General features: G+C 63.8%; 13 protein-coding genes. 9 read left to right on the forward strand and 4 right to left on the reverse strand.

Annotation, left to right across the window (positions count from 1 at the left end; translation table 11 throughout):
• Positions 1-67: 67 nt before the first annotated feature.
• A complete protein-coding gene (locus AC5E6W_RS14865) occupies positions 68-340 on the forward strand; it encodes a hypothetical protein (RefSeq protein ID WP_491753097.1) in 273 nt (90 codons plus the stop codon).
• Positions 341-354: 14 nt separating this feature from the next.
• Here the strand turns inward: AC5E6W_RS14865 and AC5E6W_RS14870 are convergent, their stop codons facing one another.
• A complete protein-coding gene (locus AC5E6W_RS14870; RefSeq protein ID WP_491753098.1) occupies positions 355-1,599 on the reverse strand; it encodes an MFS transporter in 1,245 nt (414 codons plus the stop codon).
• A 188-nt stretch (positions 1,600-1,787) separates the two neighbouring features.
• Here AC5E6W_RS14870 and AC5E6W_RS14875 point away from each other — a divergent pair, with 188 nt between their 5' ends.
• Entirely contained in the window at positions 1,788-2,792 is a 1,005-nt protein-coding gene (locus tag AC5E6W_RS14875; RefSeq protein WP_491753099.1) for a YncE family protein, read from the forward strand.
• A gap of 99 nt (positions 2,793-2,891) precedes the next feature.
• Here the strand turns inward: AC5E6W_RS14875 and AC5E6W_RS14880 are convergent, their stop codons facing one another.
• Genes AC5E6W_RS14880 through AC5E6W_RS14890 form a run of 3 tightly spaced genes read right to left on the reverse strand, consistent with a single transcriptional unit; the run spans position 2,892 to position 8,685 of the window.
• A complete protein-coding gene (locus AC5E6W_RS14880) occupies positions 2,892-5,996 on the reverse strand; it encodes an efflux RND transporter permease subunit (protein WP_491753100.1) in 3,105 nt (1,034 codons plus the stop codon).
• On the reverse strand, positions 5,996-7,327 hold the full coding sequence (locus AC5E6W_RS14885) for an efflux RND transporter periplasmic adaptor subunit (RefSeq protein ID WP_491753101.1): 1,332 nt from the start codon (positions 7,325-7,327) through the stop codon (positions 5,996-5,998). The genes AC5E6W_RS14880 and AC5E6W_RS14885 overlap by 1 nt, the downstream gene beginning before the upstream one ends.
• Positions 7,324-8,685: a TolC family protein gene (locus AC5E6W_RS14890; RefSeq protein ID WP_491753102.1), complete on the reverse strand. Its 1,362-nt coding sequence runs from the start codon at positions 8,683-8,685 to the stop codon at positions 7,324-7,326. The genes AC5E6W_RS14885 and AC5E6W_RS14890 overlap by 4 nt, the downstream gene beginning before the upstream one ends.
• 110 nt (positions 8,686-8,795) lie before the next feature.
• Between AC5E6W_RS14890 and AC5E6W_RS14895 the strand changes: the two genes are divergently transcribed.
• The 7 genes from AC5E6W_RS14895 to AC5E6W_RS14925 all read left to right on the forward strand — a co-directional run bounded on the left by AC5E6W_RS14895 (position 8,796) and on the right by AC5E6W_RS14925 (position 18,143).
• Positions 8,796-9,482 carry a response regulator transcription factor gene (locus tag AC5E6W_RS14895; protein ID WP_491753103.1) on the forward strand — a complete coding sequence of 229 codons (687 nt, stop codon included), beginning with the start codon at positions 8,796-8,798 and terminating at the stop codon, positions 9,480-9,482.
• The gene (locus AC5E6W_RS14900) at positions 9,479-10,864 is read left to right on the forward strand and encodes a sensor histidine kinase (RefSeq protein ID WP_491753104.1); all 1,386 of its coding nucleotides are present in this window, start codon (positions 9,479-9,481) and stop codon (positions 10,862-10,864) included. Before AC5E6W_RS14895 ends, AC5E6W_RS14900 begins: the two co-directional genes overlap by 4 nt.
• Before the next feature lie 161 nt (positions 10,865-11,025).
• Positions 11,026-13,347, forward strand: a complete 2,322-nt coding sequence (locus AC5E6W_RS14905) for an Orn/Lys/Arg family decarboxylase (protein WP_491753105.1) — start codon at positions 11,026-11,028, stop codon at positions 13,345-13,347.
• Positions 13,348-13,573: 226 nt separating this feature from the next.
• Entirely contained in the window at positions 13,574-15,304 is a 1,731-nt protein-coding gene (gene poxB / locus AC5E6W_RS14910; RefSeq protein ID WP_491753106.1) for a ubiquinone-dependent pyruvate dehydrogenase, read from the forward strand.
• A gap of 267 nt (positions 15,305-15,571) precedes the next feature.
• Positions 15,572-16,399, forward strand: a complete 828-nt coding sequence (locus AC5E6W_RS14915) for an alpha/beta fold hydrolase (RefSeq protein WP_491753107.1) — start codon at positions 15,572-15,574, stop codon at positions 16,397-16,399.
• Positions 16,400-16,470: 71 nt separating this feature from the next.
• Positions 16,471-17,220 carry a copper homeostasis protein CutC gene (locus AC5E6W_RS14920; RefSeq protein WP_491753108.1) on the forward strand — a complete coding sequence of 250 codons (750 nt, stop codon included), beginning with the start codon at positions 16,471-16,473 and terminating at the stop codon, positions 17,218-17,220.
• 8 nt (positions 17,221-17,228) lie between these two features.
• Complete coding sequence (locus AC5E6W_RS14925) at positions 17,229-18,143, forward strand: N-acetylglucosamine kinase (protein WP_491753109.1); 915 nt, start codon at positions 17,229-17,231, stop codon at positions 18,141-18,143.
• The last annotated feature ends 2 nt before the right edge of the window (positions 18,144-18,145 follow it).

The following is an 18,145-nucleotide window of genomic DNA, read 5'->3' on the forward strand; positions in this document are numbered from 1 at the left end:
CCCCCGTACGAAACGGAAGAAGACCTCCGATGTAGTCGCGACGGCACCCCCGTTGCAGGCCCCTCCCGTGATCCTTATTCCCGCACCCAAGGCGCCTGAGCCGCAGGTGATGGTGCTTCCTCCGAAGATTCGGCGCGAATACCACGCACGAACCAAGGCGGCTCCGGTGGACCAGCGGGCGCTGGCTCCGGCACGCAGCGATCGCCCGGTCTTCGTTTCGCGGGCGAACATGCTAGCGGCGAACCCGCCGGTGGTCCGGGTGGAGCAGCCCAGTCAGCAGACGTTGGAGGCTCTCGTCCGGTCCAACCTGCTGGGCACTGCGATCCACGTCGGGCGTTAGCAAGGGCTAAAGGCTTACGCAGGAGCAGGCTCGTTACCGCGTGAGACCGTGCGCGAGGCATGCAGCATCATGAGGCCGATGGTGAGATAGATCGCCGCGGTCGCGCTGAGGCACATGCCGAGGCTGACGCGTTCCGATGCCACGCCGACGATCAGTTGCGCTGCGGCGGCGCCCAGCCATCCCAGCGAGTTCATCACGCCCACCGAGGCGCCGCGTCGCTCGACCGGCACGACGTCATAGAGCGACGCCCACAAGCTCGCTTCGTAGACGCCCTTGCAGAGGCCGAACCCGATCATTGCGGCGAGGACAAAGCTGACGCTCGCAGCCCAACCGCTGAGGAAGAGAAACGGAACTCCGCAGAGCAGCCCGGCCGCCTGCACGCGCATGCGGCCGACGCCCCCTTGCACGCCGGACCGGCGCACCGTGGTATCCGCCAGCACGCCGCCACTAACCACTCCCACGATCGAGGCGATCTGCAGATAGGCTGTGCCGTTGAGTCCGGCGAGGCTGAGGTCCATGTGGAAGCGCGTAAAGAGGTAGGTGGGCATCCAAACGGTGAAGACCATGGCGACGAAGTTCGCTCCAACGAACACCCACATCTGCAGCCGGGCGTGGCGATTGCGCGCGAGTTCCACCAGGGACGCCCGCAGACCGTAATCTGCGCGGATGGGACCGGCATCCGCGTCAGAGAAGCCTCGCGCAGGCTCCCGCAAGAGAGCGACCAGCAAAAGGCCCAAGGCTATTCCTGCTGCGCCGAAAATTCGGAAGCCCGCACGCCAGCCCAGATACTGGCCGAGTATCCCGGCGAGCCAACCACCTGCGATGCTGCCGACATAGACACCGGACTGGTGGAAGGCCATGGCTCGCGAACGTGTGTCTGCGGCGTGGTGGTCGCTGATGAGCGACATCGCCGCGGGGAAGTAGAAGGCCTCGCCGAGGCCCGCCAGCGCGACGCCCGCGACCAGCTGCCAGTAGGTGTGGGCGAGCGAACTCAAGGCTGTAATCAGCGACCAGAAGACGAGCGCTCCCACGACCAGCCTGCGCCGCGAGGTGCGGTCGCACATCCAGCCGGCCAACGGCCCGGTGAGAGCGTACACCACCATGAAGGAGGCGCTGAGCGCGCCGAGCTGCGCATTGCTCAGGGAGAACTCGCGACGCAGCAGCGGGAACACAACGAAGATGACCTGGCGGTCCGCATAGTTGAGGAAGCAGACGAGCCATAGCATCGCGACGACGAACCAGCGGTTGTTGGACTTCATACCTGCATGGCCGCCCAGCGCAAAGGAGTCGCTCCATTGTAGGCGGTGCAAGACTGCGAACGAACGGCTGTGGCTGCGAGGAGCGATGCGGCCTGTGAAGCGCAGGTACACCTTCAGGCTGGCTTCAGGATTCGAGTGCTACCTTGCCCTCACGTCTGCAAAATGGACGGAAACTCTGGAGGTGTGGTGTGAAGATGCGCTCGCGCGCGTGTGGTGTGGTTCAGCTCTTGATGGCGACGGCGCTCGTCGCCCATGGGCAGGCGACGTGGCATGTGGAGAAGACCTTCAACGTCGGCGGCATGGGGAGCTTCGACTACCTGACGGTAGATGCGAAGGGCCACCGGTTGTTCGTGCCGCGCGGAACGCATGCTCAGGTGATCGATGCGGGGTCCGGCAAGCTGCTGGGCGACATTCCGGGCATCAAGGGAGCGCATGGCATCGCGATCGTGCCGGCTGTCAATCGCGGCTTTGCGACGCAGGGCGCGGGTGAGGGCGGACTGCTGGTGTTCGACCTGAAGACTTACGCTGTGCTGGGCAGCCTTCCCGCAGCGGCGGATGCCGACGGTGTGATCTACGACGAGGCTGCAGATCGCGTGCTGGTGTCTGCCGGCGACAGTGAGGCGCTGCTGGTCTACAAACCGTCGTTGGACCTGACGACGGGCAAGCCGGAGATCATCAAGCTCGGTGGCAAGCCGGAATTCCTGGCTGCTGATGGCGACATCGTCTTCGTGAACCTCGAGGACAAGGACTTGGTCGCGAAGGTCGATATCAAAGCGGGCAAGGTGCTCGCGAAGTATCCGGTGGCTCCAGGTGGCAAGCCCGTCGGCCTCAGCATCGACCGCGCCGCGCACAAGCTGTTCATCGGCTGCCGCGGACCGCAGAAGCTCGTGGTGATGAGCACGGTCGATGGCAAGATCGAGGGCTCGGTGGACATTGGAGCGGGGGTGGATGCGACGGCCTACGGCAAAGGCCAGGCGTTCGCGAGCTGCCGTGATGGCTCGCTGACCGTAGCTGACGACAAGGGTGGAAGCTTTGCAGTGGAGCAGACCGTCCAGACCGCCGTTGGCGCAAAGACGATGGGTCTCGACACGGAAGCCGGAAAGATCTATCTGCCGACTGCAGACTTTGTGACCACGAACGGCAAGGCCACAGCCAAGCCGGATAGCTTCAAGATCATCGTCGTCAGCAAGTAGCTCTTCGACATCAAGACAAAACGTTTTTGCAGCAGGGCACGATCTGACTCCGGATCGTGCCCCTTTTTTGCTCCCGTGTGCGCCGCTGCGCGGTGGGATCTACTCCGTTGCCATGGGGCGTGGCTTGTTGAGCACGTAGAAGACCAGCGGTGTCACCGCCAGGGAGAGCACCAGCGAGATCATCAGACCTCCAATGACGGCGATCGCCAGTGGCTGCAGCATCTGCGAGCCCGCGCCGAGGGCGAAGGCCAGCGGCAGCATGCCAGTGATGGCCGCAAGCGCCGTCATCAGGATAGGACGCAGGCGGCGGCGACCGGCGTGGACTACGGATTCGAGCAGGCTCTCGTGCGCGGCGACGTTGCGCTGCTCGGCATCCAGCAGGAGGATGCCGTTCTTCGCGACGATGCCGATGACCATGATGAGGCCCATGAACGAGGCCACATTGAAGGTTGTGCCCGTGACGAGCAGGGCGAAGACCACTCCTGACACTGAGAGCACCGACGACGTGAGGATCGCGATGGGGGCGGAGAAGTTGCCGAACTCCGCGAGGAGCACGCCGAAGACCAGCAGCAGGGCGACGAGCAGGACGCGTGTGAGCTCGGCGAAGGACTTCTGCTGTTCCGCCCACGTGCCGCCGTACTGCACAAAGATGTTCGCCGGAAGGTGCAGCGCGGCGACGTTCTTCTGAACCTTGGCTACGGCTGTGCCGGTGTCTGCGCCTTCGAGGCGGCCAGTGACGGTCACGAGGCGTTGCAGATTTTCGCGGCGGATCTCCATCTCTCCGGGGTTCTGGGTCAGGGTAGCGAGCGAGCCCAGAGTAGCGAGGTGGCCTCCGGTGCCGACGAGTACCGCATTCGCCACGGCGTCCTGCGAGACGCGGGCTTCGGCGGGATAGCGCACGCGGACGTCGTAGGGCCTGGCGTTCTGGATGAGCGGCGTGTTGAGCAGCAGGCCCTCGACCACTGCGTCTGCGTCATTCGTGACGTCCTGTGCGGTGAAGCCGAGGCGGGTTGCGATGTCGGTGTTGATCTGCCAGGTGCTCGACGGTCCGCTGACCGTGTTCTCAATGCCGTTTTCCACGTCCACGACGCCCGGCTGCGCCTTGATCGTGCTCGCGACGCGCTCGGCGACGTCGGAGAGGATCACTGGGTCGTTGTTGAAGAGCTTGATCTGGATGGGCTCCGGCGCATTCGAGAGATCGCCGATCATGTCCTGGAGCACCTGGGTGAACTCGACGTCGAGCTCGGGCTCGGTCTTCTTGATGTCGGCGCGAACGTCGGCCATGACCTCGTCGATGCCGCGACTGCGATTGTCCTTGAGCTTGACGGTGATGTCGCCGGTGTTGGCTTCGGTGACGGCGGCGAGGCCCATCTGGGCGCCGGTGCGGCGGGAGATGGAATCGACCTCGGGGGTCTTCTGGAGGATGGCCTCGACGTGGTTGAGCACACGGTCGGTCTCCTGCAGCGAAGTGCCCGCGGGCATGATGTAGTCCAGCACAAAGCCGCCCTCATCCATCTCGGGTAACAGGTCGCTGCCAAGGCTCTTGTAGCCGAAGAAGGTAATGAGCAGGAGTACGGCGCAACCCGCAAAGACGATGACGGGCTGGGCGAGACCAAAGCGCAGCCAGCGCTCATAAAAGTTGAGCACGCGGAGCATGAAGCCCGATTCCTCATGCTTGTGCGCTTCGCCTTCTGGCACATCCTTCAGCAGAAGGTAGCTGAGCGTGGGTGTCCAGGTGACCGCGAGCAGCAACGACGCGAGCAACGCCGAGGCCATGGTAATCGCCAGTGCGCGGAAGAAGCTGCCCGTCACTCCCGAGACCCAGATGAGCGGAAGGAAGACCACGATGGGCGTGACCGTCGAGCCGATCAGCGGTACAGCGATCTCGCGGAGGGCGAGGCGGATGGCCTCGGCTCTGCCTTCTCCCGCTGCACGATGGAGAACGATATTCTCGACGACGACGATGGCGTCGTCGATGACGAGGCCCACGGCTGCGGCGAGGCCGCCGAGGGTCATCAGGTTGAACGAGGCGCCGAAGACGTAAAGCAGGATGAAGGTGAGCGCGACGGTGACCGGGATGACGAGCCCGGCGACGAGGGACGAGCGCCAGTCCCGCAGGAAGACGACGATGATGCCCGTCGCGAGGATGAGGCCGATGAGAATCGCGTCGCGGACGCTGTTGATGCTCTCGCGCACCAGGTGCGACTGGTCATAGTACGGGCGGATGGTGATGCCTGGAGGCAGCGACGGCTTGAGTTGCTCGATCTCCGCGGCGACCTCATCCGCCACCTGCACGGTGTTGCTGGTGGGCTGGCGCGTGATGTTGAGCAGTACGGCCTCTTTGCCCTCGGCGCGGATCATCGTGTACGTGGGCGAGGTGGCGGCTTGCACCGTGGCGACGTCATTCACCGTGACCGGAATGCCCGCTGTCGTGGTCTTGATGACGATGCGACCGAGTTGCTCAGGATCATGCACCTGTCCGCCAACGAGGCCTAGCACGAGATGCTGATGATCGCGATAGAGGCCGGGCGAGTCCACCGAGTTGGTGTTCTGCACGGCGGTCTGGATGTCCGCAACCGTGACGCCAGCATTCTGCATGCGACCGACATCGACGACGATCTCGTAGTCGGGGATCTGGTCGCCCTGCACGCCGACGGCGCTGACGCCAGGCAGACGATTGATGGGCGGCTTGAGATCGTAGGTGGCGACCTCCCATAGCTTCGAGAGCGGCACTGTGTCGGAGGTGAGGCTATAGCCAAGGATCGGAAAGGTCGCGAAGGTAAGCCGGTTGGTGGTGATGTTGGCGGTGGGGGGAAGCTGCTGGCGCACGCGTGAGATGGCCGCATCGACGAGTTGGAGCGTGCGGAACATGTCCACGTTCCAGTCGAAGAAGAGGCTGACCTCAGCCTGGCCGCGGCTGGTGGTGGAGCGCACGGTCGCGAGGCCCGGCACTGTGTTCACCGCATCCTCAATCGGCTTCACCACCGTGACCTGCATCTGCTCGACAGGCATGACGCCGTTGTCGATGCCGATGACGACGCGCGGGAAATTCGTCTCCGGGAAGACGGAGATGGGGATCTGCGCGGCGAAGTAGACGCCGACCATGGCCGCGACCACGATGAGGAAGATCAGCGTGGATCGGCGACGCAGAATCCAGAGCAGCGCGGCGGAATCCGTCGGCGGACGCGAGTCGGGAGCGACCATCACTTGTCGTCCTTGTCTTTCGGGGATCCGGCGGCCGGTTTTGCGTCCCCCGCAGCCTTGTCGTCGTCGTCATCCGCGGCGCCAACCTTCACCTTGGTGCCGCTCTCCAGACTCTGCGAGCCCGTGGTGACGATCATCTCGCCGGGCTTCACGCCATCGAGCACTTGGGTGTCCTTGCCATCGGTGATGCCGAGCTTGACCACACGCTGATGCGCCGCGCCATCGTCACCGATGACCATCACTGCAGTCGCTCCAGCCTTCGTGGTGACGATGCCTTCGTTCGGCACCGTCGTCACGTTGTCCAGCGTACGGGTCTCGATGCTCACATGCACCGGTGTGCCGGGTTTGAGTTTTGCCTGCGCGTTCGGGATCTTCAGCCAGACCTCAACGGTCGTCGAGCCAGCGTCGAGCGCGGGACTGATCAAGCTGATGACGCCATCCGCGCTCTGGTCGGTGCCTTCGATACTGATGCTGCCCTTGTCGCCGACCTTGAGCACCGCAACCTGCGCTTGCGGCAGATGCACCTTCGCGAGGAGTACAGAGGTGTCCATCACCGTGAGCAGTGGCTGGCCAGCCTGCGCCATCTCGCCGGCGTAGAGCGGGCGATCCGTGATGACGCCGCTGATCGGTGAGCGCACCGTCGCGTAGCCGAGGGCAGATTGGGCCTCTTCATACTTGCCGCGCGCTGAGGTGAGGCCACCCTGTGCACCCTCAACGGTCGCCTGTTGGCTCACGTGTTCCAGTGAGCTGAGGTGCTGCACGGCGATGTCATAGGCGGCCTGCGCTTGCACCAGTGCAGACTTCGAGGTGTCGTAGTCGCGGCGCGGGATAGCGCCCTGCTGCAGAAGGTTCGCGCGAGCGTCGGTCTGCGCCTTCTGAACGGCGAGGGCAGCTTTGGTCTCATCGACGTTGAGCTTTGCCTGCTGCAGATCTTCGATCACCTGCGCCTTGGAGGTAGTCGTGAAGGTGGCCTGCGCCTGCTCCATGGAGCCTCGCGAATCCACGACCGCGGCCGCAAGGTCTGCGCTCTCGAGCTCGGCGAGTGGCTGGCCTGCACGAACCCGATCGCCGCGCTGGACGAGGAATTTGCGGATAGGCGACGAGATCTTGGGCACGATAGCGGCCTGGGCTACGGGTACGAGCACGGTATCCGCCTTCACGGTTTCGGTGAGGCTGCCGGTCTCGGCCTTCTCGGCCTGCACGCTGACCACCGGGGCGGCGTCGGCATCATCGGCAGCCTTCTTGCATCCCTGCACTAGCGTGCAGGTGAGCAGCGACAACATCAGGACGGCAGCGGCCGTAGCGCCGCGCGGACTCGCAATGGAGGTCATGGCAGATTTCCTGTCAACGTTTGCAGATTGGCAAGCGCGGTGTAGTAACGGACGACGCCGTCAGCCAGAGCAGTCTGCGCGCCGACGAGCGTGTTCTGCGCATCGACGACTTCGAGGATCGCGCCCTCGCCATTGCTATAGCGGAGCGTGGTGAGACGGAGGGCCTCTTTCGCATCATCGACGCTGTGCTGCAGCGATGTGATCTGGCGCGAGGCGACGTCGGCCTCGTTGTAGAACTCTTGAAACTGCGCGATGACACGGCGCTGCGCCACGGTGAGATCTGCCTTCGCCACATCGCGCTGCAACTCGCTCTGCTTCACCTTGGCGTGCGTGGCGAACCAGTCCCACACAGGGATATCGAGCGTGGCCTGTGCGGAGTAGCCGAGATTGCGGATGCCGTCCGCGTTGGTCGCGGTGAAGTGATCGCTGTCGATGCCATAGCTGTACGCCAGCGCGAGGTCGGGCAGATAAGCCGCGCGGCTGGAGGTGACCCCGAGGTCGGCAGCACGCAGCGACGCGAAGGCCGCGCGCACATCCGGGCTCGAACTCTTCGCGGTGGCCTCGAGATCCGCCTTGGCCGCAAGGGCTGGAGGGTGCTCGAGATCGGCAGAGAGGGTATAGGGCGTGGTGGGATCGGCGAAGAGGAGCACGGCGAGATCGAGGCGCGCGCGCTCCGCGTCGAGCTGCGTGTCCTGCTGCTCGCGTTCGCGCTGCTGCTGTTGCAGGCGAGCCTTGATGGTGTCGGCGTGAGCAACCTCGCCACCAGCTTCGAGCTGGCCGGTGAGCTTGGAGAAGCGATTCGCCTCATCCAGCGCGTCCTGCGCGACGCGAGCCTTCTGTTCGGTCGCGAGCAGGGTGTAGAAATCGCCGATGACGGTGGCGACGAGGCCGCGACGGGCGATCTCCAGCCGGGCCTTCGCGGCGGCGGCTTCCGCGCCAGCGCGGCGGAGTTCGCTCACGCGGCCCAGGCCAACGGTTTCGGTGACCACGCCCTGGCTCACGTACTCACGCACGGAATTGTTTGCAATGAAGACGGGGTTGACGCTGGAGCTTCCGGTCTTGGTGTCGACCGCGGCATAGGGCTTTTGGGGCGCAGTGTAGAGCGCCTGGTTGTGATAGTCGACGTTGGGCAGCAGATCAGAGCGCGCGATGGTCTTCTGCGCATCAGCCATGCCTTTCTCCGCGAGCGCGGAGACGTAGCCGTGGTCCACGGCCTGCGCCCGGCGAATTGCGTCTTCCAGCGTGATCGCGGGAGGGGCCGGCTGGCCAGCCGCATCCATGGTCTGTGCATCCGCACCCGGCATGACAGTCGCAAGCGCAAGTGCGGCAGGAAGCGCCCATTGAAATCGAGTCTTCATCACCATGGCTAACGTAGCCCGGATTTGCTTAAGGCAAGGTGAAGATGCCGAGTGACCGCGTGGGATACTGACTGAGCTTCGCACGGCCAGGGCCGTCGCGGGGAATTGCGATGCGTGTTCTGGTGATTGAGGACGAGACCCGGCTGGCGGAGAATATTGCCGAAGCTTTGCGCGAGAGCGCAGGCTTTGCCGTCGACTGTGCCGACAACGGCCAAGATGGCGCCATGCTGGCCGAGTTTCAGCACTATGACCTGATCCTGCTGGACCTGATGCTTCCAGGGCTCGATGGCATGGGCGTCGTGGAGCGGCTGCGACGCAAGGGCCTGCACACGCCGATCCTGATGCTGACCGCAGTGGGTAGCGTGGCGACCAAGATCGAGCTGATCAACGCCGGCGCGGATGACTACCTGACCAAGCCATTCGACCTGGGCGAGCTGCTGGCGCGGACCAAGGCGCTGATCCGGCGCAGCCGCGGCGCGCCGCAGCCGACGTTGGCCGCGCATGGGATCGCGCTCCACACGATCGAGCAGACCGTGCGCTGCGGTGATCGCTTCATCGACCTCTCTCCCACGGAGTACCGCATCCTCGAGTACCTGATGTTCCGACCGCGGGTGATCGTATCCAAGCAGGAGCTGCTGGAGCACCTGTACGACTTCACTTGGGAGCACCATTCGAATGTGATCGAAGCGCATGTTTCGAACCTGCGCCGCAAGCTGAAAGAGCAGACCGGCTCGTCCGTGGTGGAGACGATCCGCGGCCGCGGCTACAGGCTCGCGCAACCGGAGGCCGCGGCATGAAGCAGCGATCGCTGACCCGGCGGCTGGTCCTGACCGTGGTGCTCGCCGAGCTGGCTTGTGCGCTGGTGCTGAGTACGCTTGCGCTGCTGCATCAGCGGCACGAGAGCTACAAGGCCTTCGAAGTAATGGTCCGCGGCCACGCGGACTCCGTGATGGGAGCGCTGCAGGACGCGGAAGATCCAGGCGACAACCTGATGCTGACACCCAGCGAGTTGAGCCTGCCCCAGAACGACGCCTTCCTTGTCGTGACGCCGCAAGGCACACGAGTGGGAGAACAGAACTGGCAGCCCGGCTTTCCGATGGCCCCAGCGCCGGGCTGGAGCGAGTTCCGGTGGAAGCGCCATCGCTATCGGGAGCTGCGGATCGACAGCGTGCGCCTGGTCGATGCAGGGGTAGCCGGCAAGGGAGGCGGCATACAGCGGCCGGTGGCCGTGATGTATGTCGCACCGATGGATCACCTGTGGCACGAGATCTTCGAGGGCGTTCGCTCTTCATTAATCACGTCGCTGGTGGTACTCACGTTCACCGCACTGGCGCTGGGGTGGTTCGTGCGCCGCTCGCTGATGCCTCTGCGCGGGCTGGCGGAGGAGGCATCGCGTGTGACGGCTGACCGCTGGGAGTTCACGCCCTCTGTCGAGGTGATGGCAACGCGTGAGCTGGCGCCGCTGGCTACATCTATCGCGGCTCTGCTCGCCAACCTCGAGGCTGAGTTTGCGGCACGTCGTCGTTTCGTCAGCGATGCGGCGCATGAGCTGAAGACCGCCGTGGCCGTCACGAAGTCCTCACTGCAACTCCTTACTCTCCGCCAACGCACGGCGGAGGAGCTTATCGCCGCGCTGGAACGCCCGCTGAACGACACCGATCGCCTGGAGATGCTGGTGATGCGCATGCTCACGCTGGGCCGGGTGGATGAGCAACAGCCAGGCGCCGACAGCACGGCCGATCTCTGCGCCGTCGTGCGCGCTTCCGTCGAGGCATTGCTCCCACTTGCAGAGCAGCGTGGGGTGCGTGTGCAGTCTGAGTGCGTGGCGGGCCTCACGGCGAAGCTCAGCGAGGAGGACGCGGTGATCCTCTGCACCAACCTGCTTTCCAACGCGATCGAGCACAGTGCGGAGGGAGCCGAAATCGTCGTCGAGGCTGTGCGGGAGCGGGGAGTGCTCCTTCTGCGTATCGTCGATCACGGCGAGGGCATTCCCCGCGAAGCGCTGCCGCACCTCTTCAAGCGCTTCTTCCGGACCGACAAGTCGCGCTCGCGGCGCACCGGCGGCTCGGGGCTTGGGCTCGCCATCTGCAAGGCCATCGTGGACCGCGCCGGCGGAACGATTTCGGTCGAAAGCGAGCCGGACCGCGGAACCACTGTCACGGTACGATTTCGCGACTGAAGGCGCTGCGCCGCTGCTTTCGCGCAGTCCACCCTCTCAAATCGCCTCGCGACGGGCCAGGGGAACCTTTTCCCGTATTCATCGCATCGTCACGATCGCGCTTCACGATAGGGGATCAAAACCCCACCTGACGCCCTTTGGGCGGTAGCATAGAGAGCGGTATGAATGAACCCCGCTGGGTCCTGCTCATTGCAGGAGAGATTGGTCAGACGGACTCGGTTTCTGACCGGGCCATGGAGCGCCTTGTCGGTGCGATCCGCGAAGAAGGCTACAACGTAATCCGCACCTCCACGCCCGAGGATGGGCTGTCGCTGGTGACCAGCGACCCGTCGTATTCGGCAATCCTGCTGGATTGGGATCTCGAAGGCGACAACCAGCTCGGCGAGCATGCCGCGCTGCAGATCCTGCGCGCCGTGCGACATCGCAACAAGAAGGTCCCGGTCTTCCTGATCGCCGACCGCACGCTGGTCTCCGAGCTTCCGCTCGAAGTCGTCAAGCAGGTCCACGAGTACATCCATCTCTTCGGCGACACGCCGGCGTTCATCGCCAACCGTGTGGACTTCGCCGTCGAGCGCTATCACGAGTTCCTGCTGCCGCCATACTTCCGCGAGCTGAAGAAGTACACCGACCAGGGAGCGTACAGCTGGGACGCACCGGGCCACATGGGCGGTGTCGCGTTCCTGAAGCATCCCGTGGGCATGGAGTTCCACCGCTTCTTCGGCGAGAACCTGTTCCGCAGCGATCTCGGTATTTCTACAGCGCAGATGGGCTCGTGGCTCGATCACCTAGGACCTCCAGGCGATTCCGAGCGTAACGCTGCGCGCATCTTCGGTGCGGACTGGACGTTCTACGTTTTGAGCGGTTCTTCGACATCGAACCAGATTGTCGGCCACGGCATCATTGCGCAGGACGACATCGTGCTGGCCGATGGCAATTGCCATAAGTCGCTGTGCCATTCGCTCACGGTGACCGGCGCGCGACCGGTGTACTTCAAGCCAACGCGCAACGGGTACGGCATGATTGGGCTGGTGCCACTGAAGCGGTTCAGCAGGGAGAGTGTGCAGGAACTGATCGCACGCAGCCCATTCACGAAGGGCGCGTCGTCACTGGAGCCCCGCTGCGCTGTGGTCACGAACTCGACGTATGACGGCCTCTGCTACAACGTCGATCGCGTGGTGGAGGAGTTGGCTCCCAGCGTGGCGCGTATCCACTTCGACGAGGCGTGGTACGCGTACGCGAAGTTTCATCCGCTGTACAAGGGCCGCTACGCGATGGGTGTTCCGGACAATATGCCCAACCGTCCGGCGATCTTCAGCGTGCAGTCCACGCACAAGATGCTGACGGCATTCTCCATGGGCTCTATGGTGCACGTGAAGCTCAGCGACCGCGCTCCGCTGGACTTCCACCAGTTCAACGAGGCGTTCATGATGCATGGGACGACGTCGCCCTTCTATCCGCTCATCGCCTCCTTGGACGTGGCCGCGGCGATGATGGACGCTCCCGCCGGCCCGACGCTGATGACGGAGACGCTGCAGGACGCGATTGCCTTCCGCAAAGCGATGGCTTCCGTGGCGCATCGCCTGCGCGCCTCGGCAGTAAACGGCGAAGGCTGGTTCTTTCGGCTCTTCCAGCCGGAGAGCATCACCGATCCGGAGAGCGGCGAGACGAAGGTGTTCGAAGATGCCTCCGACCATCTGCTGGAGACCGAGCAGAGCTGCTGGACGTTGAAGCCGGGGCAGGACTGGCACGGTTACGAGGATGCGGATGTCGAAGGCGACTACTGCATGCTCGACCCGACGAAGGTGACCATCCTGACGCCGGGCGTGAATGCGCAGGGCAAGGTGGATCCAGAGTGGGGCATCCCGGCGGCAATCGTCACCGAGTTCCTGGATTCGCGCCGCGTGGAGATTGCGCGCGAGGGTGACTACACGATCCTCGTACTGTTCTCGGTCGGAACGTCGAAGGGTAAGTGGGGAGCGCTGCTCGAGAACCTGTTCGAGTTCAAGCGGCTATATGACTCGGAGGCTCCGCTCGAGGAAGCGCTGCCTGAGCTGGTGGCCAAGCATCCCGTGCGGTATCGCAACACCACGCTGCGCGAGATGTGCGATGAGATGCACCAGGCCATGCTGGAGCTGAACCTCGCTGACCTGGTGAACCAGAGCCAGGACGAGGACTTCGATCCCGTGATGACTCCGTGGCAGACGTACCAAAAGGTGATCCGTGGCGAGACCGAGCGCATCCCCTTCCGCGAGATGGCCGGTCGCATCGCTTCGGTAATGCTAGTGCCCTATCCTCCGGGCATTCCGATGAGCATGCCCGGCGAGCGCCTTGGCGCGCCGAACACGCCCGTGATGAAGCTCATCCTCGCGATGGAGGAGTTCGGCAAACGCTTCCCTGGCTTCGAGCGCGAGACGCACGGTATCGAAGTCGACGAGGACGGCGAGTACTGGATGCGCGCCGTGCTGGAAGAGCACCAGGACTAGCTGGCCCGTCTAATCGAAACCCAACACAATCGCCGCTCCGCATTTCGCGGGCGGCGATTGTTTCTTGCAGCGCAAACGGCGCGCACGAAGAGCGATCGAGCGCCACGCGTACCCGATGCAACGTTTTTGCATCCACCCTTATGAGGGGTGCCCGACTCTTCCTCACGTGTCACGCTGAATGCACATCGGCGCTTCTCTCACAACTGCGCTGCGGCGCGGAGGATCCATGGCAAACGTAGCTGAAGTTCTTGTCGACACCTTGATCACCTATGGAGTGGAGCGCATCTGGGGGCTTCCCGGAGATTCGCTGAACGGCGTGACCGACGCCATGCGAACGCGTCCTGAGATTGCGTGGATGCATGTGCGCAACGAAGAGGCTGCGGCGTTCGCGGCAGGCGCGGAAGCACACGTAAGCGGCAAGCTGGCGGTGTGCGCTGGAAGCTGCGGTCCCGGCAATCTTCACCTGATCAACGGCCTGTTTGATTGCCAGCGCAGCCGCGTGCCGGTGCTCGCGATCGCGGCACAGATTCCAAGCTCCGAGATGGGCACGAACTACTTTCAGGAGACGCGGCCCGAGGAGCTCTTCAAGGACTGCAGCGTCTACACAGCCGTAGTCTCCGAGCCAGGCCAGTTGGAGCGTGTGCTTCCGATCGCGATGCGCACGGCCATCGCCCAGCGCGGCGTTGCTGTGATCGTCATTCCGGGCAACATCGCGACGATGAAGTCGGCCTGGGAAGCGCGGAGCATTGGCCTGCTGGAGAATGATTCCGAGGTCGTGCCCTCGGGCTCTGCGCTGGAGCGCGCAGCAGAGATCCTCAATGGCACAGAGCGGGTCGCAATCCTTGCCGGCGCAGGCTGTGCGGGAGCGCATGCGGAGCTGCTCGCCTTCGCCGAAGCGCTGCGGGCCCCGATCACACACGCGCTACGCGGCAAGGAATACATCGAGTACGACAATCCGTACGATGTGGGCATGACCGGCCTGCTGGGCTTCAGCTCCGGCTACGCCGCGATGATGGGCGCGGAGGCGCTGATCATTCTCGGCAGCGACTTCCCGTATCCCGCATTCTTCCCCAAGCACGCGAAGGTGATCCAGGTGGACGTGCGCGGCGAGCAGATCGGCCGTCGCACGCATGTGGATGTCGGACTCATTGGCACGGTGAAGGGAACGATCGATGCGCTGCTGCCGCTGCTGAAGAAGGACCGCGACGCGGCATACCTCGACAAGGCGAAGAAACACTATGTGAATGCACGGAAGGGGCTCGACGACCTGGCCACTGCGGATACGGGAGACAAGCCTTTGCGCCCGGAGTATGTCACGCGTGTACTCGACGAGCTGGCGAGCGAGGATGCTGTCTTTACGTGCGATGTGGGCACGCCGACAGTGTGGGCCGCGCGGTACCTGACGATGAACGGCAAGCGGCGGCTCATCGGCTCCTTCAACCATGGGTCGATGGCATGCGCTTTGCCGCAGGCGCTGGGAGCGCAGGCGCTCGATACGAAACGGCAGATCATCTCCATGTCCGGCGATGGCGGCCTGGCGATGCTGATGGGCGAACTGCTGACGGCCAAGCAGAACAAGCTGCCGGTGAAGGTGGTGGTCTTCAACAACGGAGCGCTGGCTTTCGTGGAGTTGGAGATGAAGGCAGCGGGCTATGTGAACTTCGGCACCGATCTCGATGACCCGAACTTCTCGCAGCTTGCGACGTCGTGCGGATTCTTCGCGCAGAAGGTCACGCGAGCAGAGGACCTATCCACAGCGGTGAAGGAGATGCTCGCGCATGATGGCCCGGCACTGCTGGACGTGAGCGTGCAACGGCAGGAGCTCTCGATGCCACCGACGATTACGGTCGAACAGGCGAAGGGCTTTGGGCTCTACCTGCTGCGTGCGGTGATGACCGGCCGGGGCGACGAGGTGCTCGATCTCGCCGAGACGAATCTATTGACCCGGCTGCTGTGATGGCCCATAGGTTGGATGATTCTTCAATTTCCTCATGAATCCGCTGGCTCGCTCGAAAGTATCGGCTACGGCACATCGTACTGAGCCTGTCGCCACGCGCGGCAGAGGGGTTGAATAGGTACTGTTCCAGACCGGCCACCGAAGGCCGCGCGTGTTGGGCTGTGGCCCGATCATCAAGATGCGTGTCCCCAGCGGTCGCTACCACAATGCTGAGCCCGAGTGCATCGGCACTTGGCCGCGAGGCCCCACCCCACAAGGAGACGAAAGATGGGCAGCAGCACAATTACCGCCAAAGACGGAACGAAGATCTACTACAAGGACTGGGGCACCGGCCAGCCGGTGACGTTCTCGCATGGCTGGCCACTGAACGCGGATGCCTGGGACTCCCAGATGCAGTACCTGGGCGAGCGCGGGTTCCGCGTGATCGCGCATGACCGCCGCGGCCATGGACGCAGCGACCAGACGTGGGACGGCAATGAGATGGACACGTATGCTGACGACGTCGCCGCGCTCTTCGAAGCGCTGGACCTGAAGAATGCGGTGATGATTGGCCATTCCACGGGTGGCGGAGAGGTGGCGCACTACCTCGGACGCCATGGCACGAAGCGCGTCGCAAAGGCCGTGCTGATCGGCGCGGTGCCTCCGATCATGCTGAAGAGCGAGAAGAATCCGGGCGGTCTGCCGATCGAAGTGTTCGATGGCATCCGCGCAGGTGTAATGAACGATCGCTCACAGTTCTACAAGGACCTCTCGATGCCCTTCTTCGGCTACAACCGCGAAGGGGCGAAGATCTCCGAGGGTGTACGTGAGAACTTCTGGTACCAGGGTATGCAGGGCGGCATCAAGGCGCACTATGACTGCATCAAGGCCTTCTCGGAGACGGACTTCAACGAGGACCTGAAAAAGATCGACATCCCGATGCTGGTAATGCATGGCGACGACGACCAGATCGTCCCATTCCATGATGCCGGTGAGCTCACGGCGAAGATCGTGAAGGGTGCGCAGTTGAAGGTCTACAAGGGCTATCCGCACGGGATGGCGATCGTCCACGGCGACGTGATCAACCCCGACCTTCTGGCATTCATCCAGTCGTAGGTAGGGAGTGAGGGGAGAGGCCGAAAGGTCTCTCCCTTTATCCGCGGTGACTGTCCTATACTCCAGAGGCTGTGTCCCTTGCCTCCAGGAATCCCTTCTCCCGCGAGTTCGAGCTTTGCTGCGAGACGCTGCAGGCCTGCGAAGCAGCGGCGGCGGGCGGTGCGGATCGCATCGAGCTGTGCACCGCGCTGGATATGGGAGGAGTCACGCCTCCGCTCTCGCTGATGCGTGCTGCGCTGGAGGTTGCGACGCTACCAGTGCATGTGCTGGTGCGGCCGCGTGGTGGCAGGTTTGTGTACACGGAGCGTGAGTTTGCGTTGCTGCTCGCGCAGGCGGACGAGGCCCTGGCCGAGGGTGCTGCCGGCATTGTGACCGGAATGCTGACGCAGGATGACGCCGTGGATGTCTCCCGTATGCGCGAGGTGAGGCGCCTGGCTGCGGCTGCTCCAGTAACTTTCCATCGGGCAATCGACGTAAGCGCGGATCTCGCGACGGCGCTGGAGGCGATCATCGACCTGGGATGCGACCGCGTGCTCACCTCAGGCGGCGCAGCCGACGTAATCACTGGCCTAGAGGCGCTGCATAGACTCGTCAGGCAGGCGGAAGGGCGGATTCGCGTCGCTGCCGGAGGCGGCGTGCGCGTGAAGAACGCCGCTTCGCTGGTCCATGTTCCAGGGCTTGATCTGCATGCCTCCCTTCGCACCTTCCACACCCTTGAAGGACTTCATCCGCTACAGCGAGAGTTCGGCGTTGAATACGAGGTCAAGGTGACGGATGTGCGCGCGATCACCGAGCTTGTCCATACCGCGGACGCAGGATAATAGGTCCGATGCCTTTCTATCTCGCCGTCGACGCAGGCGGCACCAAGACCGACTTCGCTCTCGCCGATGACACCAGCATTCTTGCCCGCTCGCGCACTGGCAGTATCAAGCGCATGCGCGTGGACGCCACAACGGCGCAAGCTAACCTTGACGCTGCTCTGATTGAGCTCTCGACGGCGACCGGTATCTCTATGCAGCGCGTGACGCGCACCTGTATCGGCACAGCCGGCGAGACGGTGCCTCTTGTCGTCAATTGGATCCGCGCTGCCTTCGGCAGTCGGGTTGCCGGCGAGCTCGTGATCCGCGGGGATGTGGAGATCGCACTTGATGCAGGCTTCCGAGGCGGTGAGGGAATCCTGGTGCTGGCCGGTACCGGATCGAACGTGCTGGCGAGGGCGGCTGACGGAACCCTGCAGGGCGCTGGCGGCTATGGTCCTGTCCTTGCTGACCAGGGCTCGGGACATCGTATCGGGCAGCAGGTACTGCGGCGGATCTTCCTGGCGAAGGATGAGCGTGTCGTCACGACTCTCAGCGGTGAGGTGCTGCGCTTCTGGCGGCTCGGCTCACTGAATGAGCTGATCGCGTACGTGCATGCTGAGCCTCGGCCCGATTCCGCGAGGCTGGCGCCCATCGCGCTCCGGTGCGCTGAGGCGGGCGATGCCGCGGCGCTTGAAGTGCTGGCTCATGAGGGTGAGGAGCTCGGCTACTTGGTGCGGCTGCTGTTGCGCCGCGGCTGGCCCCAATCCGCCGCGATGCCATCATTGGCGTTTGCCGGGAGTGTGATGGAGCACTATCGCCCGGTGCGGCAGGCGTTGCTCAGAACGGTGCGCGCCGAGTTCCCGGATGTTGGCGAGCTACTCGGCGTGGTGGACCCTGTGGAAGGTGCGCTGTGGCGGGCGCGGCTCAACGAACCTAAGCGCTGAGC

Source organism: Bryocella sp. (assembly GCF_058498515.1).